A 17,816-nucleotide genomic window follows, 5' to 3' on the forward strand; every position below is an offset into this window, starting at 1 on the left:
GGTAACACGCGTGGCAAACATCAAGTCTCAGATCAAGCGCAATCGCACCAACGAAGCGAACCGCCAGCGCAACCAGTCGGTGAAGTCGGCCCTTCGTACCGCGATCCGCAGCTTCCGTGAGGCTGTCGAGTCCGGCGACAAGGCGAAGGCTGCCGAGCTCGGCCAGACCGCCAGCCGCAAGCTCGACAAGGCTGCCAGCAAGGGCGTCATCCACGCCAACCAGGCCGCCAACAAGAAGTCGGCCATCGCCCTCGCGGTCAACAAGCTCTGAGCTGACGCCGACCCCGGTCTGCTCGACGGCTCGCCGTCGTCACATCTTCATACCTTCGCTCACCCCGGCAGCATCCACGCGGTTGCCGGGGTGAGTGACGTCTCTGTCCCACTCCGCTGATCGACCCGGAACCGCCCCACTTGGTCGAGCCGGCACCGAGCGCAGCCGCCGGGCCGAGCGAGCGACGTAGGAGCGCGCCGAGGTCGAGGCGCCGAGTCGAAGCCACTCCCTGCCACCCACCGACTGCTGTCGGAGCCGACTTCGATCCAGCCGCGACAGTCAGCTGCGTCGGCGCCCGTCGGGCCGGAGTTCCGCGACGGTCGCAACCGCATGGGTGAGGCTGTAGTCGGGGTCGGCTGCCTGGCCCTTCACGTCGGCATTGAGCGCGGCGACCACCCCGACCGCCCGCGCGATCGATTCCGAATCCCACGCCTTGGCCTTCGCCTGGACGTTCTTGACCCGGTTGGGTGGCATGCCGAGCTCCCGAGCCGCGTCGAAGTGGTTGATCGACCCCATCGGCCGGATGCGCGCGATCGCGTGCACGGCCTCGGCGAGCGCGTCCGCGAGCAGCACCCTCGGCACGCCGTGGTGCAGAGCCCAGGCCAGGGACTCCAGCGCACCCGCTCGGTCGCCCGTCACCGCGCGGTCGGCCACCTCGAAACCGGTCACCTCGGGGCGGCCCTGGTAGTACAGCCGCACGGTGTCGCGGTCCACCTTTCCGCCGGTGTCGGCGACGAGTTGCGCACACGCGGCGGCCAGCTCACGTAGTTCCGAGCCGACTCCTTCGACGACCTGCTCGACGACGTCCGCACCGACCTTGACACCCAGCGACCGGAATTCGTTGCGCACGAACGTCATCCGCTCCGACGGCCATTTGGGGGCCGTGGTCTCGTGCTCGACGGCGCCGGCTTTTTTGAGCGCGGGGACCATCGACTTGGCCCGCCCACCACCGTGGTGCACGACCATCAGCGTGATGCCCTCGGGCAGTGACGACGCCGTTGCGGCGATCAGCGCGGCCGGCTCCTTGCCCGCCTCGGCGGCCGCCTCGACGACGACGATCCGCTCCTCGGCGAACAGCGACGGGCTGAGCAGTTCGGCGAGCTCGTGTTCGCTCACGTCGCCGGCGCGCACCCGCGTCACCGGCACGGGGGTCCCCGCAGCCTTCGACGCCGCGTCGGCCACCGCCGAGATCACCCGGCCGGTGAGGAAGTCGTCGTCTCCGAGCAACAGGTGCAGGCGATCGGTCACGGCGACAATGGTGCCAGACGAACCCGACACGATCGCCGGACCGCTACCCGGTCCATCGAATACGACAAAGTGGACAGGGCCTGTGGGCGAGTGAATCGGGTTGATCGCGGGTCGTTACGGTGAGCTTCTGCCAGAGGTCCACCGACATTTCAGGAGTCGCCCGCGTGACTGTCGAGCACCCCGGCACCGACACGGGTGCCGACACCGACGAGGGGTACCAACGCGGCCTCACCGCCCGCACCGTGCAGATGATCGCCATCGGCGGTGCGATCGGCACCGGACTGTTCTACGGCGCGGGTGGTGCCATCGAGAAGGCGGGACCGGCCCTCATCCTGGCGTACGCGCTGGCGGGGCTCGCGATCTTCATCGTGATGCGCGCTCTCGGTGAACTCCTCATCTACCGGCCGATCTCCGGGGGCATCAGCGAGTACGCCGACGAGTTCCTCGGACGCTTCGCCGGGTTCAGCCAGGGTTGGACCTACTGGGCCGTGTGGACGACGACGTGCATGGCCGAGATCACCGTGGCGGGCAAGTACATCAACTACTGGTGGCCCTCGGTTCCGGTGTGGGTCACCGCCCTCGTCGCGCTCGTCGTGCTGTTCGGCGCGAACCTGATCTCCGTCGGGGTGTTCGGTCGCGCGGAGTTCTGGTTCTCCGCCATCAAGGTCACCGCCATCCTGGGCATGATCATCGTCGGCATCGGTGTGCTGCTCCCGATCGCGGGCCTGGGACCCGAGACCGGGCCGTCGGTGACGAACCTGTGGAACGACGGCGGGTTCTTCGCGACCGGCTTCAGCAACGCGCTGCTGAGCCTGCAGATCGTCATGTTCGCCTACGTCGGCGTCGAGCTCGTCGGCGTGACCGCGGGCGAGGCGCAGAACCCGCGTGTCACGCTGCGCAAGGCGATCAACACCGTGCCGTTCCGCATCGGCATCTTCTACGTCGGCTCGCTGCTGGTGATCCTCTCGGTCCGCAGCTGGAAGGACTTCCAGGCCGGCGAGAGCCCGTTCGTCTCGGTGTTCTCCTACATCGGCATCCCGGGTGCGGCCGGCATCGTCAACTTCATCCTGCTCACCGCCGCTCTCTCGTCGTGCAACTCAGGGATCTACTCGACCGGGCGGATGTTGCGGTCGCTCGCCCACACCGGCGACGCCCCGCGTCAGCTGACCCGGCTCTCGAACCGCAAGGTGCCGGCCGCGGGGATCACGCTGAGCGCCGCGGTGATGGCGATCGGCGTGGTGGTGAACGTCATCGATCCCGTGCACGCCTTCGCCTACATCACCGCGGTGTCGACGGTCGGCATCATCGTCATCTGGTCGACGATCCTGGTGTGTCAGATGGCGTACCGCCGCAAGGTCGCGCGCGGCGAACTGCCTCGGTCGGACTACCGGGTCCCCGGTGCCCCGGTGACCACGTGGCTCGCACTCGCCTTCCTCGCGATGGTGTTCGTCCTGCTGTTCTTCGATCGCGACGGACGGATCGCACTCATCGTCGGGGCGGTCTGGTTCGCCGCGGTCGGTATCGGCTATCTGGTGTGGAACCGCACCGCGGGCGAGCTGGCCGACCGCGAGGTCTGACGGCGGGGTCACGCGAACGGGGACCACACCTCCACACTCGCCCAGCTCACGCCGCCGAGAGTGCGTGCGCAGGCGACCATCCACCCTGGGTCCAGTCAGCCTGAAGTCTCCTCGATGCGTGAAGCCCGATTCGCCTGCCGAGTGCGATGAGGACGATTTTGGCCGGCACTCGAAGGGTCGGTGGCCTCCCATGACAACGCGGCGAGCAGCGTCTGGAGTTTCTGAACCTCATCCCGGAGGCTCTCGATCTGAGCACGCGTCGCGGCCGCGTTCGCATCGTCGCCTTCCGACACCCGCTCGACAATCCACGAAGCGATGGTCGCAGTCACCACGCCGATGAGACTGATCCCGCCGATCATGAGACACGCAGCGATCACCCGGCCTGACGCAGTCACCGGGGAGTAGTCGCCGTAACCGACGGTGGTCACGGTCGTGACCGACCACCACAGAGCATCGCCGAACGACGCGATCGACGCTCCCGGGACGTCTCGTTCGGTCTCATAGATCGCAAGAGATGCTGCGTAGAGGAACAGGATCGCGCTGCACACGGTGTAAACCGCGACACGGCCACGGATCGCCGTCCCGATCGCTCGTTGCAGCGCAGCGACGACCACCAGTAGTCGCAACAAACGCAAGGGCCGGAGTGCAGGAAGGACGACTATGGCGAGGTCGAGGACATGCCGAACGAACCACCGCCCGCGGTCGGGCGCCAGAGCGAGTCTCGCGACGTAATCGACTGCGAAGACGAGCCACGCGATAGCCAGCACCCAATCCAAGCCCACACGTACGGAAATACTTGGATCGGCGAGTACTTGGACGGAGTACACGACGAGGAAAATCACTGCGACGATGGCCAGCGGCCACTCCGCACGGCGCTCCCACCGGTCGAGTGCTTGACTGCTTCCCATTGTGTTCGCCTCGCCGACCACAGTTCCCCCACTTCAACATTTCCAACCCGGTGTGCGGACCCGCGGGTAGCGCACGTCCGACGTACACGCACCAACTGAGCGATCATGCCGTGCCTGGACCATTTACGTGCAGGGTCGGTGTCCGCATTGGCATGGTCTCATCGCGTAGTCACGCGACGCGGCTCGTCCTGCCATCAATTCACATCCACGGCAGGGACACCTCCACACTCGCCCAGCTCACCCCGCCGAGGGTGCGTGCGCAGGCGACCATCCACCACAGCTCGGGTGCGAGGGCGCGCACGAGCAGTTCGCCCACGAACGCGCCGGGTCCGTCGGGCGGTCCGATCGCACCGATGAGTGCGGCGAGGGTGCCGACCACGCTGATCACCGCGACGACCGGGGCGACCAGCAGGTTCGCGACGATCCCCACCACCGAGAACGTGCCGGTCACCATGACCACGATCGGCGCGGTCACCACCTGCGCGGTGACCGCCATCGCGACGACCTCGGCCACGCCGGTCGGACACCGCCATTCGCGAAGCCGGTCGCGGAGCCGCGGGGCCCACAGCACGATGGCGCCGGTGGCGGCCACCGAGAGCGCGAACCCCGGCTGCAACGCCAGTTCGGGCCACCACAGCAACCCACCGACGACCGCCGCGCCCAGCGCCGGAAAAGCTTGCGCACGACGAGAGGCGAAGAGCGCCAGCACCCCTACAGCACCCATGAGGGCCGCCCGCAGCACACTCGGCGACGGTCGGACGAGCACCACGAACCCCAGGATCACGATCAGTCCGATGATCGCGGCCGCCCGCGGCGGCACGCCCACACTGCGAACCACCAGAAGTGCTGCGCCGCACACGATCGCGAAGTTGCTGCCGCTCACCGCGGTGAGGTGACTGAGTCCCGCGGCGCGGAAGTCGTCGCGCAAGCCGTCGTCGAGTGAGCTCTCGTCACCGAGCACGAGCCCGGGCAGGAGTCCGGCCGCCTCCTCGCCGAGCCCGCGGGCAGCCAGCGTCTGCAGCCGTTCCCGGATCGCACCCGCCACCTTCTGATGGTCGGGCGGCGAACCCACCGGCCGCGGCCCCTGTGCCGTCAGCGTCGCCACGAGAAGCGAGTGCGCGGGCGGGGGCCGCACCCGAACGGTCGTGACCACCCGTTGGCCGGGCAGCAGTCCCGACCACTCCCGGACATCACCCATCAGATCGGCGGCCGCGGCCCGGACCCGGAGCGGTCCGACCTGTTCCACCTCCACCCTGACCCGGACCCGTCCGGCGGCTGGGTGCCCGATGACCGTGGGGTCGCCGCGGACGGCCAGCACGACCGTCGCCTTGCCGGTCGTCGCCGCCAGCGGATGATCGGCGCGGGCCTCCTGACGGAGCGTGAGCGAGGTCGCGCACACGGCCGCGAGTCCGGCGACCACGACGACGAGTCCGATCACGTCCCAACCGCTCCGGCCGCTTACACAGGCCAGGGTGCCGGCCAGAGCCACCGCGCCTGAACAGATCGCGAACCCCAGCGTGTACCCGGTTGGCACCATCAGCCCGAGCACCGTCACCGACCACACCGCCCCCGCCGGGACCAGCAGGCGGTAGTCCACCGATCAGACCGTCACGAGGTCGCGCAGCCGGGCCAGACGCGCCGGACCGATCCCGTCGACCTCGGCGAGCTGGTCCACGGAGGTGAAGCGTCCGTTCCGTTCCCGCCACGACAGGATCGCCTTCGCGGTCACCGGTCCGACCCCGGGCAGTTCGTCCAGGTCGGCCTCGGTGGCGGTGTTGAGGTTCACCAGTCCATTCGGATCGGGCGGGCTTCCCGTGCCGCCGGCGGGCGGACCGGGACCCGTCGGCGCAGCACCGGCCGGCGCCGACGGCGCGCCGGAAGCCCCGACCACGGCACTGCGCAGCGACATCTGGCCCTCGCCGCCCGCGTATCCGACGAGGATCTGGTCACCGTCGCGGAGCACCTGCGCGAGATTCAGCGAGAGCAGATCGGCGTTCTTGCGCACACCACCCGCCCGGTCGATTGCCTCGGCGACCCGCGCGCCCGGGGCGAGGCGCACCAGTCCCGGCTGGTGGACGAGCCCGACGACACTCACCACCATCAGTGTCGGAGTGGACTCGGTCGGCGGCGCGGGCGGCGACGAGACCGGCACCCGCGAGGTGCCCGCCACCGCACCGAAATCCACGACAGGCGCCGACTCCGAACCGCGGAACAGCCCGACAGCCGCAACCGCACAGACGACGACACCGACCGCGATCAACGCGAGAGCGGCCGGTGGGGCAACCGCGAAGCGGCGTCGAGGAATCGGATCGTCGTCGGTCTCGTCATCCTCTTCGGCGTCAGTGGCGTCGGTGGCGTCGTCGGGGTCGGTCCGCCGGCGCGGCGTCCGCACCGGCGGGGTGTCGAGCCACGTCGGCATTCCGCCGATCCCCCACCCGGGGTGCTCGGGCTCAGCCGCCGGCCGGACCGGGTCATCGGTCTCCGACGAGCGCGACGGGGAGTCCGGATCGGCTCCCGCTGCACCGCTTCGGCGGTCCGGCAGCTCGGCGACCGGCACCAACCGGTCCAGCGGGTTCGGCCGTCCTGATGCGCTCATGAGGCCACACGCTAGGTCCGTCCTCACCCTTGCTGCGGGCGTGGAGAGGCGGACTCCCCGATCTGTGGACGGTCAGGCCGAGTTGTGGATGACGCCGGCCACGGCGGGCCGGGCCGTTCTCACTGCTCCGCGAGGCCTTCGATCGGATCGAGATGTGCGGCGATCACGACGCCCACCGCACCGGGGCCGACATGCGTGCCGAGAATGGGACCGAGGTCGACGATCAGCTCGGAGGTCACCACCCGCAGTTTGGTGTGGACGGCGGCCCGCAGTTCCTCGGCGACCTCGGGACTCTGGCAGTGCTGGATTCCGACCGTCACCGCGCGACCGCCCGCGGAGTCGGCCGCGGCGTCGACCATCTTGTCCAGCGCCTTGGAGAAGGTGCGGTGGCGCTCTCGGAGGGTCAGGGTGCCGTCGACCATGTGCAGGATCGGTTTGATCGACAGCGCCGACCCGAACAGTTTGCCCGCGGCGCTGATGCGGCCACTGGAGCGCAGATTGTCCAGTTGCTGCACGCACAGCAACGAGTCGACCGTCGCGGCCTGGCGGATCGCGGACTCGTACACCCGGTCCCGGTCGGCGCCGTCAGCGGCGGCCTGTGCGGCCGCGATGGCGGTGAAACCGACTGCGAGACCGACGGATCGGGAGTCGACGACGCGCACCTGTCCGGAGAACTTCTCCGCGGCCAGCCGAGCCGAACTCCAGGTCCCCGACAGCCGGCGGGACATGTGGACCGCGACGACCCCGGCGCCCTCACTCGCCTCGAGCGCGGCGTCGAAGTACTCGGACAGATCGCCGGGGTTCGCACCCGAGGTGGTCACGCCCGGCGTGGTCACGATGTCGGCGGGGATGTCGTCCACGCCCTCGCGGTAGTCCTTGTCGTCGACGGTGACATGCAGCGGGACCTGCCGGATTCCGTAGTGCTCGGTCACCGACCGCGGCAGTCGGGACGAGGAGTCTGTGACGACGACGACAGGCACGCGTCTACGTTAACGGGTTCACGCGCCGAGCTCACACGGGCGTCGGTGTCGGCCCCTCGGCGTCGCGGCCGGCGCTCGGCCGCACCGCCTGGACGACCGGGGCGACCAGGTCGGCGATCCCGCGGTGGCACGCGAAACCCCAGTGGATTCCGTCCGGGTTCATCTCGACGGCGGGGTCGTCGAATGCGTCCCGAGTGACCGGGTGGAAGTCGACGCACGACAGCGCGTGGCGCGACGCCCACCGGGACATCGCCGCGGTCGTCGGGATCCGGCCGGCGTGGACGTTGCCGTAGTACGGGCTCCGGTGGGTGGGCGGCAGGCACACCACGATGGGCAGATCCGGACGCAGCTGGGTGAGCGCCGCCCGGATCTTCTCGAGGTACTCGATCGTGACGCGCGGCGGCAAGGCGAGCGGCCAGCCGAGGCGCGAGCCCCGCGGCTGGACCCAGGCGTAGGCGTCACGGACCTTCTGCCGCAGCCCATTCGGACGGATGTAGCGAATCTGCTCCCGCAACGCCGTGGGCAAGGGTGACGGCAGGGTGTCCATGCCGCCGAATGCGAGGACCACGACATCGGCACGGGGCACGGTGGCCCAGATGTTCGGGTCCTGGGTGAGCGCCCACCAGACGTCCCGACTCGTCCACCCGATCCGGCCGAACAGCCGGACCGACGAACCGGTCGCCGCCCCCACGAGGCTCGGCCAGATCCGCGGGTCGTCCGCGGGCAGGCCGCCCTGCGGACCGTAGTAGGCCAGCGAGTCGGACAGGATCAGCACGCACCGCTCAGGCGCGTCGACGCCGGCGTCGGGTGGAGGCGGGGCATCGGCCGTCGTCCCACTCATCACAGGGTCCCGCTCACTGCACCGCCGGATCGGAGTCCTCGGCGGATGCGTTCCACACGTCCAGACGCCATCGGGGCAGTTCACCCGGCATCCCGTGACCCGACAGCTGCACCCAGCTGGTGTTCGCCAGACCGCCGAAGGCAGGCCAGTTCTCGACGGGCAGACCGAGGAGTGCCGCCGTCATCGCGGCGATGACGCCGCCGTGGGCCACCAGCACCACCGGCGCCTCCGGGGTGTCGCCGGTACCCCACTCCGGCAACTGCTCGATCAGTTCGTCGACCAGCGGGGTGGATCGTCGGGCCACGTCGACGCGACTCTCGCCGCCCGGGGGTGTCCAGGTCGCGTCGTCACGCCAGATCGCGCGGGCCCCTGGCATCACGGCATCGACATCCAGATGGGTCAGACCCTGCCACTCACCCAGATGTGTCTCGCGCAGGCGGACATCGGTGGTCACCGGCAACCCGGTCCGCTGCGCCAGCGCCTCGGCGGTGTCGCGTGCCCGCCGCAGATCCGACGACCAGATCACCACCGGCTGCCGCTTGGCGAGCTCCACTGCGGCCGAATTGGCCTGCCGTACACCTAGTTCGGACAGATCGGTGTCCAGCTGTCCCTGCATCCGGCTGGCGGCGTTGTATTCGGTCTGCCCGTGCCGCAACAGGATCAGGCGTCGGACCACCGGGGTGAGACGTTCGACCGCGGTGTCGTGTGAATCCGGACCACCACTCACGACAGCCCGTCCACCTCGACCACCGGACAGTCCTTCCAGAGGCTCTCCAGCGCATAGAAGCGCCGCTCGTCGGTGTGCTGGATGTGCACCACGATGTCGGCATAATCGAGAAGCGCCCAGCGACCTTCGCGCGTGCCCTCACGCCGCAGCGGCTTGTGACCGGCCTCCCGCAGCTTCTCCTCGACCTCGTCGACGATGGAGTTCACCTGGCGCTCGTTGTCCGCCGATGCGATGACGAAGGCATCGGTGATCACCAACTGCTCCGACACGTCGATCACGGTCACCTCGTGGGCGAGCTTCTCGGCCGCGGCCAGAGCGGCCACCTTGGCCATCTCCAACGCTTCAGCTGACGCAGTCACACTTGTCTCCTCATTCGCTCACGGCCTGTTCGCCCACGGCCCGGTCCGATCCATCGGCATCGTCCGTCGACTCCCCTGGCCGGGACTTCCCGGCCGGAACCTTCTCGGGGCGGTTGGCCCCCGGCAGGGCCGGGGCGGACACGCCGGGCGACGACGCCCGAGGCGCACGATACAGCTTTCGCTTGGCGATGTACTGGACGACGCCATCGGGCACCAGGTACCAGACGGGCCGTCCCAGTGACGCGCGCGTCCGGCACTCGGTGGACGAGATGGCCAGCGCCGGGATCTCGAGGAGGTGGAGGGTGTCGGACGGCATGGCTTCGAGGTGGTGCGCCAGATGCGTGGCGTCGAGTTCGTAGCCCGGCCGGCTCACGCCGACGAAGCGGGCGAGTCCGAACAGTTCCTCCCAGTCCTGCCACGACAGGATCGATTCCAGCGCATCGGCGCCGGTGATGAAGTAGAGCTGAGCGTCCGGGAGCAGCGCCCGCAGGTCACGGAGGGTGTCCACGGTGTAGGTGTCCCCGTCGCGATCGATGTCGACGCGACTGACGCTGAACTGCGGATTCGACGCGGTCGCGATGACCGTCATGAGGTACCGGTCCTCCGGGGGACTCACCGTCTCCTGCTCGCCGATCTTCTGCCACGGACGGCCGGTCGGGACGAAGATGACCTCGTCCAGCGAGAACCGATGGGCGACCTCACTGGCCGCGACCAGGTGTCCGTTGTGGATCGGGTCGAACGTGCCGCCCATCACGCCGATACGGCGCGCACGTGGGCGGTCGGGTGACATGGACGGTCAGTCTACGCGTCGGGTGCTGATGGGAGACGGCGGCGCCGGTCAGATCGGCAGCAGATCGGCGATGACCGTGCCCAGTTGCGTGGCGTTGCGGCATTCGAACATGTCGATGACATCGGCGTAGTCGGTCGCGGCCGAGTCTCCCGTGCCCCAGTGCTGCTTGGCCTCCGGATTCAGCCAATAGGCGTGTCTGGCACGGTCGACCAGCTCGGCCAGCGCATCGGCATGCGGGTCGTGATAGTTGTTCCGGCCGTCCCCGAGGATGAGCAGCGCACCCCGGTGGGTCAGCGAATCGCCGTAATCGGCGACGAACCCGGCCAGCATGTTGCCGTAATCGGAATGCCCGTCGCGGGTCGAGATACGCGCGGTGGAGATCATGTGGTGCATCGCCGCACCGAAATCCTCCTCACCGTGGTCGAAGTAGTCCGTCACCTCGTCGACGGTGTCGACGAACGCGAACACCCGCACCTTCGAGAACTGTTGGCGCAGTGCATACACCAGCCGCAGTGTGAACTGACTGAATCCGGCGACCGACCCTGACACGTCGCAGATGATGATGAGTTCGGGACGCCCGGGCCGCGGTTTGCGGTGACTGAGTTCGATGGGCACTCCGCCGGTGGACATCGACGCGCGCAACGTCTTCCGGACATCGACCGCACCCCGATGGGCCCGACGCCGCCGGGTCTCGAGCTTCGCGGCCAGCAACCTGGCCAGGGGTTCGATGGTCTTGCGGATCTCGACCTGTTCCTTGGCGCCCGCCGAGAGGAAATTGACGTTCTCCGGCAACGGCGGCACCGCGTAGGCGCCGACCTTCTCGCGGCCGTTGCGGTCGGCCATGCGTCGCTGCGTCTCTCGCTCGATCGCCGCCCGCAGATCGTTGGCCTTCTGGCGGGCGGCCTGACGGTACAGCGGTTCGGTGCCGGCGCGCCCACCGTCGTCGCCACCCGAATCACCGGCCATGGCGGCTGCGATCTTCGCGATCAGCGTCTGCGGGCTGACGGCCGTGATGGCCTGATAGGCCGAGAACGCCTCGCCCCGAGTCGATCCGTACCGCCCCAGCTCGTCGACGATCATCGCGATGGCCTGGTCCAGCCGGCCGTCGTTGGCCGACGCATCGTCGGCCAACATCTCCGCCAGCGCGTCCCGGACCGCGTCGACATCGAGCTCACCGTCGGGCGTGCGCGGGAGATCCTCGGTGACGGTACGCATTCCGGCACCGACCGGAAACCACAGGTCGAAGACCCGGTCGAACACACCGCGATGAGCATGGTCGACGAGCAACGTCGTCGCGAGGCCCTCCCGCAATCGAGGACGTTCGAGGAGGTCGAGAACCTCCATCGCACTCGCCGCGTCGATCAGCGCCGACGGTCCGACCACGATCCCGCGTCGGCGGAGCTCATCGACGAAGTCGGTGAGGTGCGCGACGAGCGGAGCCGTCATCAGCCCAGCTTGAGTTCTTTGAGGGCCGTCTTGAGGTCCGGTCGATGCTTGAGCACCACGCCGAGCGTTCGGGCGATGAGCCCGTCGTCGAATCCACCGCCGCTCCTCGCCGTCGCCTTTTCACCGGCTCCCAGCGCCAGCAGGGTGTTGGCCCAGTCGATCGTCTCGGCCACCGACGGCTTCTTCCGGATGTCCAGGGTGCGCAGGACGCCGACGATCCGCACCAGCTCGGCGCTGAGCGAGTCCGACAGGTTCGGCACGCGCGACGCGAGGATCGCCTTCTCGCGCTCGGCATCCGGGAAGTCGATGTAGAGGTAGAGGCAGCGGCGCTTGAGCGCCTCGGACAGCTCACGGGTCGCATTGGACGTGAGCAACACGATCGGCCGCCGTTGCGCGGCAACGGTTCCCATCTCCGGGATGGTGATGGCGAAGTCGCTGAGCACTTCCAGCAGCAGACCTTCCATGTCGACGTCGGCCTTGTCGACCTCGTCGATGAGGAGCACGGTGGCGCCCTCACGCGAGATCGCCTTCAGCAGCGGGCGCGGCAACAGGAACTCGTCGGAGAAGATGTCGGCCTTGGCCTCATCCCACGCGCGGTCCCCCGTCGCCTGGATGTGCAGGATCTGCTTGGCGTGGTTCCACTCGTACAGGGCGCGGGCCTCGTCGATGCCCTCGTAGCACTGCAGCCGGATGAGTTCGGCATCCGTGGCCGTGGCGATCGACCGGGCCAGTTCGGTCTTGCCGACACCCGCGGGCCCCTCGACCAGCAGCGGCTTGCCGAGCCGGTCGGCCAGGAAGGTCGATGTCGCGGTGGCGTCGTCGGCGAGATACCCCGTGCCCCGCAGCCGGCCGACGACGTCGTCGACGCCCTCGAACGAGGGCACGACGGCCGGTCCCGAACCCGTGTACTGAGCGGTCCCCGTACCCGGGGTCTCGTCGCTCATCAGGCGGGCCGCACGTGGCCGTTGCCCCAGACCACCCATTTGGTCGAGGTCAGTTCCGGCAGACCCATCGGGCCGCGGGCGTGGAGCTTCTGGGTGGAGATGCCGATCTCGGCGCCGAAACCGAACTGCTCGCCGTCGGTGAAAGCCGTGGAGGCGTTCACCATCACGGCGGCGGCGTCGACGCGTCGGGTGAACTCGTCGGCGGCCGCGAGGTCGGTGGTGATGATCGCCTCGGTGTGGCCGGTTCCGTAAGTGTCGATGTGCGCGACCGCGGCGTCGAGGTCGTCGACGACCTTCATCGCGATGTCCATCGACAGGTATTCCATCGACCAGTCGTCCTCGGTCGCCGGTTCCATGCCCGGTTCGTCGCCGTGGATGACCACACCCTGCGTCTGGAGGACCGAGGTGATCCGCGGGAGCGCGTCGGCGGCGACGGCCTTGTCGATGAGCACGGTCTCGGCGGTGTTGCAGACACTCGGCCTGCGGGTCTTGGAGTTGAGGATCACGCGTGCCGCGACGTCGAGGTCGGCGAGTGCGTGCACGTAGACGTGGCAGTTGCCGACGCCGGTCTCGATGGTCGGCACGGTCGCGTTCGACACCACGGCTTCGATGAGCCCGGCACCCCCGCGGGGGATGACCACGTCGACCAGTCCACGCGCCCGGATGAGTGCGGTGACACTGGCGCGATCCTCGGTGGGGAGCAACGACACCGCGTCCGCACTGACCCCCTTGGACGACAGCGTCTCCCGCAGCACGCGAACCAGTTCGGCGTTCGACGACGCTGCTGATGACGAGCCTCGCAGCAGTACCGCGTTGCCGGACTTGAACGAGATCCCGAAGGCGTCGACGGTCACGTTGGGACGCGCTTCGTACACGATGCCCACGACGCCGAGGGGCACGCGGAGCTGACGAAGCTGCAGGCCGTTGGGGAGGGTCTTGCCCGCCACCACCTCACCGATCGGATCCGGGAGCACGGCGACCTGTCGCAGGCCGTCGGCGATACCGGCGACGCGCGACTCGTCGAGCCGCAGACGATCGAGCAGACTCACCTCGATATCGGCCTGTTCGGCACGCGCGATGTCGTCGGCGTTGGCGGCGAGGATGGTCTCCGTCGCGGCCTCGACGGCGTCGGCCGCGGCGAGGAGGACCTCGTTCTTGGCAGCGGTGGTCAGGCCACTCAGCGAGCGGGACGCCGACTTGGCGGCTCGGGCGAGTCCGAGGACGACCTTTTCGATGTCGGACTTGCCCGCGGCCTTCTCGGCGCCGGGCCCGCCTTCTGCGACGGTCTGCTCTGCGGTGGGTGCGCTCATCAACATCCTCGACTTCGCGGTGGTTCCGGGCGGCACCGCCCGGAAAGTGCCGTTCTCAAGAGTAGCGCCGGTGGTTCCGAGTCCCCAACGAGATGCGACGGGCCGGGTCCCTCAGGCGAGTGCGAGGAACAGCTTCTCCAATTCGGCCTCGGTGAGCGGCGGTTGCTCACCGTCAACGGTCTCGATGCACTGCCGCATTCCCGAGGCCACGATCTTGAACCCGGCGCGGTCGAGCGCCCGGGACACCGCGGCGAGTTGGGTGACGACATCTTTGCAGTCGCGGCCCGCCTCGATCATCGCGATCACGCCGGCGAGCTGTCCCTGCGCACGGCGCAGACGGTTCAGGACGGCACTCATCGCGTCGTCGCCGACGGCCAGGTGGGGCCTCTCGTCATCGGCCATCGAGGCCTCCTCGGTGTCGTGCACCACCGACGTCCGGTTGGGTGCTGGATTCTTGACGCCAAGATACCCCCTTGGGTATGTTGGCCGCCAGGTAGATACCCCCAGGGGTATATGAGAAAGGAAAACCATGGCGCCGATCACCGCCCTGTCCGACGACGAGGCGACCACCTCCGACCCCGCGGATCCCCCGGCCGGGGTCCTCGGCCGGTGGGGTGCGACCATGGCCGCGCACGCCCGCTGGGTGTTCGGCGTGTGGCTCCTCGTCCTGCTCGTCCTGGGAGCCGCGGCCCCCTCGGTGTTCTCCGCACTCGCGGGCGCGGGCTGGCAGGCCGACGGGTCGGAGTCCGTGCAGGTCCGCGAGCTGGCCCAGCAACATTTCGGCGGAAACTCGTCGGCCGCGGTGCATGTGGTCGTCCACTCCGAACGCGACACGGTCGACGGTCCCGCGATTCGGGCGGTGGTCGGCGAGATCGCTGCACTGGCCGGCACGGACAGCCGGTTCGCGCAGGTCGTCCCGCCACAGCCCGGGATGTCGGTCAGCCCGGACGGCCACACCGGGATCGTCATCGTGGGCGCGGCCGCCGACACCGACGAGATGGTGCGCGCTGTCGATGAGCACAAGGACGCGTTGATCGCCCTGTCCGGGAACGGGATCGAGGTGTACCCAACGGGCGCCTCGGCACTGTGGAGCGACTTCAACGAGGCCAATCACGACGCGATGATCAAGGCCGAGCTGTTCTCGTGGCCGGTCACGCTGACGATCATGGTGCTCGCGTTCGGGTCGCTCGTCGCGGCCGGTCTGCCACTGTTGCTGACCATCGCCGGTCTCGTCGCATCCGCGGGCGGTCTGGTGTTGTTGAACCAGGTCACCCCGATCTCGGTGTGGGCCATGAACTTCGCCATGATGTTCGCGCTGGCGCTGGGCATCGACTACGCACTGTTCCTGGTGTCGCGGTTCCGCGACTCGGTCCGGGAGCAGGGCGACGACATGCGCGCGGCGGTGGCGCAGACGATGGACACCGCGGGCAAGGCGGTGTTGCTGTCCGGCATCACGGTTCTGGTGAGCCTGTCGGCCGTGCTGCTGGTTCCGGCACCGGCGGTGCGCACGATGGCGGTGGGAATCATGCTCGCGGTGGCCTTCGTCCTCGCGGCGACCCTCACTCTCCTACCCGCCGCGCTGGGCGCCCTGGGTGGCCGGATCAACGCGGTCTCGCTGCCGTACGCGCGCCGACAGCAGCACCGTTCGCCGGTGTTCGCACGCTGGGGCGGCTTCCTGCAGCGCCATCCGTGGGCTGTCGCCACCGGCTCCCTGGTTGTTCTCGTCGCGCTCGCGATCCCGGTCGTCGGGTTGAAGGTCGCGATGCCCTCCATCGGCGTCGTCCCGGCCGACGCCCCCGTCCGCCAGGGCTATGAACTCGTGCAGTCGCAGATGGGCGAGGGCGCACCGGGGATACTGCAGATCGTCGCACCCGCCGACGAGGCGCGGCAGGCCGCCGCGGTCGCGGCACAGTCCCCGGGGATCACCATGGTCACTCCCGCGACGCCGGCCGCGGACGACTCGGACTTCGTTCTCATGCAGGCTCTTCCGACTGTCGATCCGTCCGCCGACCAGATGGCGACGATCGTCGACGACCTGCGTGACGCATTGCCCGACGGCGCTCTCGTCGGCGGCGCGCCCACCGAGAACCTCGACCTGCAGCAGGCTCTGAACGACTACTTCCCGCTGGTCGTCGCCGTCATTCTCGTCCTCGGTTTCCTCCTGCTGCTGGTGTCACTCCAAGCACCGCTGATCGCACTCATCGGCACTGTGGTGAGCCTGTTGTCCACCGCAGCGGCGTTCGGCGTCGCGAAGCTGATCTTCCAGGACGGGCACCTGGCAGACCTGCTGGGCTTCACACCTCAGGGATTTCTCGACGGCTGGGCCCCGGTGTTCTTCTTCGCCATGATCTTCGCGATCGCGATGGATTACACCGTGTTCCTCCTCGCCACCGCCAAGGAACACTACGAACGCTCCGGGGATCCATCGACCGCGCAGGTGGACGGCATGGCCCACTCCGGGCGGATCATCTTCGCCGCAGCTGCGGTCATGGTCGCCGTCTTCTTCACCTTCGCCCTGGCCGAACCACTCCCTCCGAAGGAGATGGGGATCATCCTGGGTGTGGCGGTCCTGCTCGACGCCGTCCTGATCCGGCTCACCCTCCTGCCGGCGCTGCTACGCATCACCGGCCGGGCGGCGTGGTGGACACCATCCTGGCTGCGCCGGATTCTCCCGTCGATCAGCTTCTCGCATTGACCTCACCCGAATCGGGTACACGCCCCTCGAGGGCCGACACGAAAGGACACACGATGTCACTCGCACTGACCACCACGCTGCCGCACCCCTTCGCGGAGGCGGTCGAACGGACCAGAGCCGCGCTCGCCGACCAGGGATTCGGCATCCTCACCGAGATCGACGTCCAGGCAACGCTCAAGACGAAGCTCGACGAGGACATGGAGCCGTACCTGATACTCGGCGCATGCAATCCACCGCTGGCACACCGGGCACTGGGCGTCCAGCGGCAGATCGGGTTGTTGTTGCCCTGCAACGTCGTGGTCCGCGCCGACCCGGACCGTCCCGACCACACACTCGTGGAGGCGATGAATCCCGATCTCATGGTGCGGGTCTCGGGCGAACCGGACCTCGAACCCGTCGCGCGCGACGCCGCGGAGAAGCTGCGCGCCGCGATCGACGCCCTGTCCGCGCAGTCGTGAGCACACCGTTCCGACTTCGAGATCCTGGAGTTCTCATGACCCACTTCGACTTTCACTTCGATCCCGTGTGCCCCTTCGCCTGGGCGGCCTCCAGGTGGCTCATCGACCGGGCCGACGCGCACCGCGCCTCCGTCGACTGGCACGTGATGAGCCTGGCGATCCTGAACGAGGATCAGGAGCCGGACTCCGCCGAGCAGCGCCGGCAACTCGACACCTCGCGGCGACTCGGACGCGTGCTGATCGCCGCCGTCGAGGACGCCGGTCCCGATGTGCTCGAGCCCCTGTACTCCGCGATCGGCCGACGACTCCACCACCGCGGCGACGAGATGACCTCCGCGGTCGTCGCCGAGACCCTGTCCGAGGTGGGACTTGGTCCGGGACCGGCCGAGGCGATGGATGACGCCTCGTTCGACGAGGCGCTGCGCGCATCGCACCAACGCAGCCAGGATGCGCTGGGCGAAGCCGGCGGCAGCCCCATCACCGGCATCGACGGGAGCCACTTCTTCGGTCCGGTACTCTCTGCCATCCCGACCGGCGACGAGGCGGAGGCGCTTTTCGCCGCGCTCGTCACACTCGGCGGCACATCGACTTTCGCGCAGGTCAAGCGTCCGAACGCGGGTCCGCCGACCTTCTCGCCGTAGGTCTCGGCGCCGCCGCGGGCGGAGG

General features: G+C 68.8%; 18 protein-coding genes. 5 read left to right on the forward strand and 13 right to left on the reverse strand.

Annotation, left to right across the window (positions count from 1 at the left end; all coding sequences use genetic code 11):
• The first annotated feature begins 10 nt into the window (after nucleotides 1-10).
• Nucleotides 11-271, forward strand: a complete 261-nt coding sequence (rpsT, locus tag CA982_RS16950; protein WP_004023072.1) for a 30S ribosomal protein S20 — start codon at nucleotides 11-13, stop codon at nucleotides 269-271.
• A gap of 279 nt (nucleotides 272-550) precedes the next feature.
• Here rpsT and holA read toward each other — a convergent pair whose 3' ends face one another.
• A complete protein-coding gene (gene holA, locus CA982_RS16960) occupies nucleotides 551-1,519 on the reverse strand; it encodes a DNA polymerase III subunit delta (protein WP_086536496.1) in 969 nt (322 codons plus the stop codon).
• Between the two features lie 164 nt (nucleotides 1,520-1,683).
• Here holA and CA982_RS16965 point away from each other — a divergent pair, with 164 nt between their 5' ends.
• The gene (locus CA982_RS16965; RefSeq protein ID WP_086536446.1) at nucleotides 1,684-3,096 is read left to right on the forward strand and encodes an amino acid permease; all 1,413 of its coding nucleotides are present in this window, start codon (nucleotides 1,684-1,686) and stop codon (nucleotides 3,094-3,096) included.
• A gap of 95 nt (nucleotides 3,097-3,191) precedes the next feature.
• Here CA982_RS16965 and CA982_RS16970 read toward each other — a convergent pair whose 3' ends face one another.
• The 12 genes from CA982_RS16970 to CA982_RS17025 form a co-directional block, all read right to left on the reverse strand.
• Nucleotides 3,192-4,004, reverse strand: a complete 813-nt coding sequence (locus CA982_RS16970; RefSeq protein ID WP_086536497.1) for a potassium channel family protein — start codon at nucleotides 4,002-4,004, stop codon at nucleotides 3,192-3,194.
• Between the two features lie 199 nt (nucleotides 4,005-4,203).
• Nucleotides 4,204-5,601 (reverse strand): ComEC/Rec2 family competence protein, encoded by a 1,398-nt coding sequence (locus CA982_RS16975; RefSeq protein WP_086536447.1) that lies wholly within the window; start codon nucleotides 5,599-5,601, stop codon nucleotides 4,204-4,206.
• 3 nt (nucleotides 5,602-5,604) lie between these two features.
• On the reverse strand, nucleotides 5,605-6,600 hold the full coding sequence (locus CA982_RS16980; protein ID WP_086536448.1) for a ComEA family DNA-binding protein: 996 nt from the start codon (nucleotides 6,598-6,600) through the stop codon (nucleotides 5,605-5,607).
• A 119-nt stretch (nucleotides 6,601-6,719) separates the two neighbouring features.
• The gene (locus CA982_RS16985; RefSeq protein WP_086536449.1) at nucleotides 6,720-7,580 is read right to left on the reverse strand and encodes a DegV family protein; all 861 of its coding nucleotides are present in this window, start codon (nucleotides 7,578-7,580) and stop codon (nucleotides 6,720-6,722) included.
• 31 nt (nucleotides 7,581-7,611) lie between these two features.
• On the reverse strand, nucleotides 7,612-8,421 hold the full coding sequence (gene octT / locus CA982_RS16990; protein ID WP_086536450.1) for a diglucosylglycerate octanoyltransferase: 810 nt from the start codon (nucleotides 8,419-8,421) through the stop codon (nucleotides 7,612-7,614).
• Nucleotides 8,422-8,434: 13 nt separating this feature from the next.
• Entirely contained in the window at nucleotides 8,435-9,148 is a 714-nt protein-coding gene (locus tag CA982_RS16995; protein ID WP_086536451.1) for a histidine phosphatase family protein, read from the reverse strand.
• Nucleotides 9,145-9,507 (reverse strand): ribosome silencing factor, encoded by a 363-nt coding sequence (gene rsfS, locus CA982_RS17000; protein ID WP_004023080.1) that lies wholly within the window; start codon nucleotides 9,505-9,507, stop codon nucleotides 9,145-9,147. The genes CA982_RS16995 and rsfS overlap by 4 nt, the downstream gene beginning before the upstream one ends.
• A gap of 10 nt (nucleotides 9,508-9,517) precedes the next feature.
• Nucleotides 9,518-10,297 (reverse strand): nicotinate-nucleotide adenylyltransferase, encoded by a 780-nt coding sequence (nadD, locus tag CA982_RS17005; RefSeq protein WP_086536452.1) that lies wholly within the window; start codon nucleotides 10,295-10,297, stop codon nucleotides 9,518-9,520.
• 48 nt (nucleotides 10,298-10,345) lie between these two features.
• Nucleotides 10,346-11,743, reverse strand: coding sequence for a vWA domain-containing protein (locus CA982_RS17010; RefSeq protein ID WP_086536453.1), 1,398 nt, complete (start codon nucleotides 11,741-11,743; stop codon nucleotides 10,346-10,348).
• Nucleotides 11,743-12,687, reverse strand: a complete 945-nt coding sequence (locus tag CA982_RS17015) for an AAA family ATPase (protein ID WP_208617978.1) — start codon at nucleotides 12,685-12,687, stop codon at nucleotides 11,743-11,745. Before CA982_RS17015 ends, CA982_RS17010 begins: the two co-directional genes overlap by 1 nt.
• A complete protein-coding gene (locus tag CA982_RS17020) occupies nucleotides 12,687-13,997 on the reverse strand; it encodes a glutamate-5-semialdehyde dehydrogenase (protein WP_086536498.1) in 1,311 nt (436 codons plus the stop codon). Before CA982_RS17020 ends, CA982_RS17015 begins: the two co-directional genes overlap by 1 nt.
• A gap of 111 nt (nucleotides 13,998-14,108) precedes the next feature.
• Complete coding sequence (locus CA982_RS17025) at nucleotides 14,109-14,399, reverse strand: metal-sensitive transcriptional regulator (protein ID WP_208617979.1); 291 nt, start codon at nucleotides 14,397-14,399, stop codon at nucleotides 14,109-14,111.
• 127 nt (nucleotides 14,400-14,526) lie between these two features.
• Here CA982_RS17025 and CA982_RS17030 point away from each other — a divergent pair, with 127 nt between their 5' ends.
• The 3 genes from CA982_RS17030 to CA982_RS17040 are packed head-to-tail and all read left to right on the forward strand — an operon-like array spanning nucleotide 14,527 to nucleotide 17,791.
• Nucleotides 14,527-16,692: an MMPL family transporter gene (locus tag CA982_RS17030; protein ID WP_086536455.1), complete on the forward strand. Its 2,166-nt coding sequence runs from the start codon at nucleotides 14,527-14,529 to the stop codon at nucleotides 16,690-16,692.
• Between the two features lie 53 nt (nucleotides 16,693-16,745).
• Entirely contained in the window at nucleotides 16,746-17,150 is a 405-nt protein-coding gene (locus CA982_RS17035; protein ID WP_086536456.1) for a DUF302 domain-containing protein, read from the forward strand.
• Nucleotides 17,151-17,185: 35 nt separating this feature from the next.
• Complete coding sequence (locus tag CA982_RS17040) at nucleotides 17,186-17,791, forward strand: mycothiol-dependent nitroreductase Rv2466c family protein (RefSeq protein ID WP_086536457.1); 606 nt, start codon at nucleotides 17,186-17,188, stop codon at nucleotides 17,789-17,791.
• Nucleotides 17,792-17,816 lie beyond the last annotated feature (25 nt).

Origin of the sequence: Gordonia lacunae, from assembly GCF_002149015.1 — a bacterium.
Classification (GTDB): domain Bacteria; phylum Actinomycetota; class Actinomycetes; order Mycobacteriales; family Mycobacteriaceae; genus Gordonia; species Gordonia lacunae.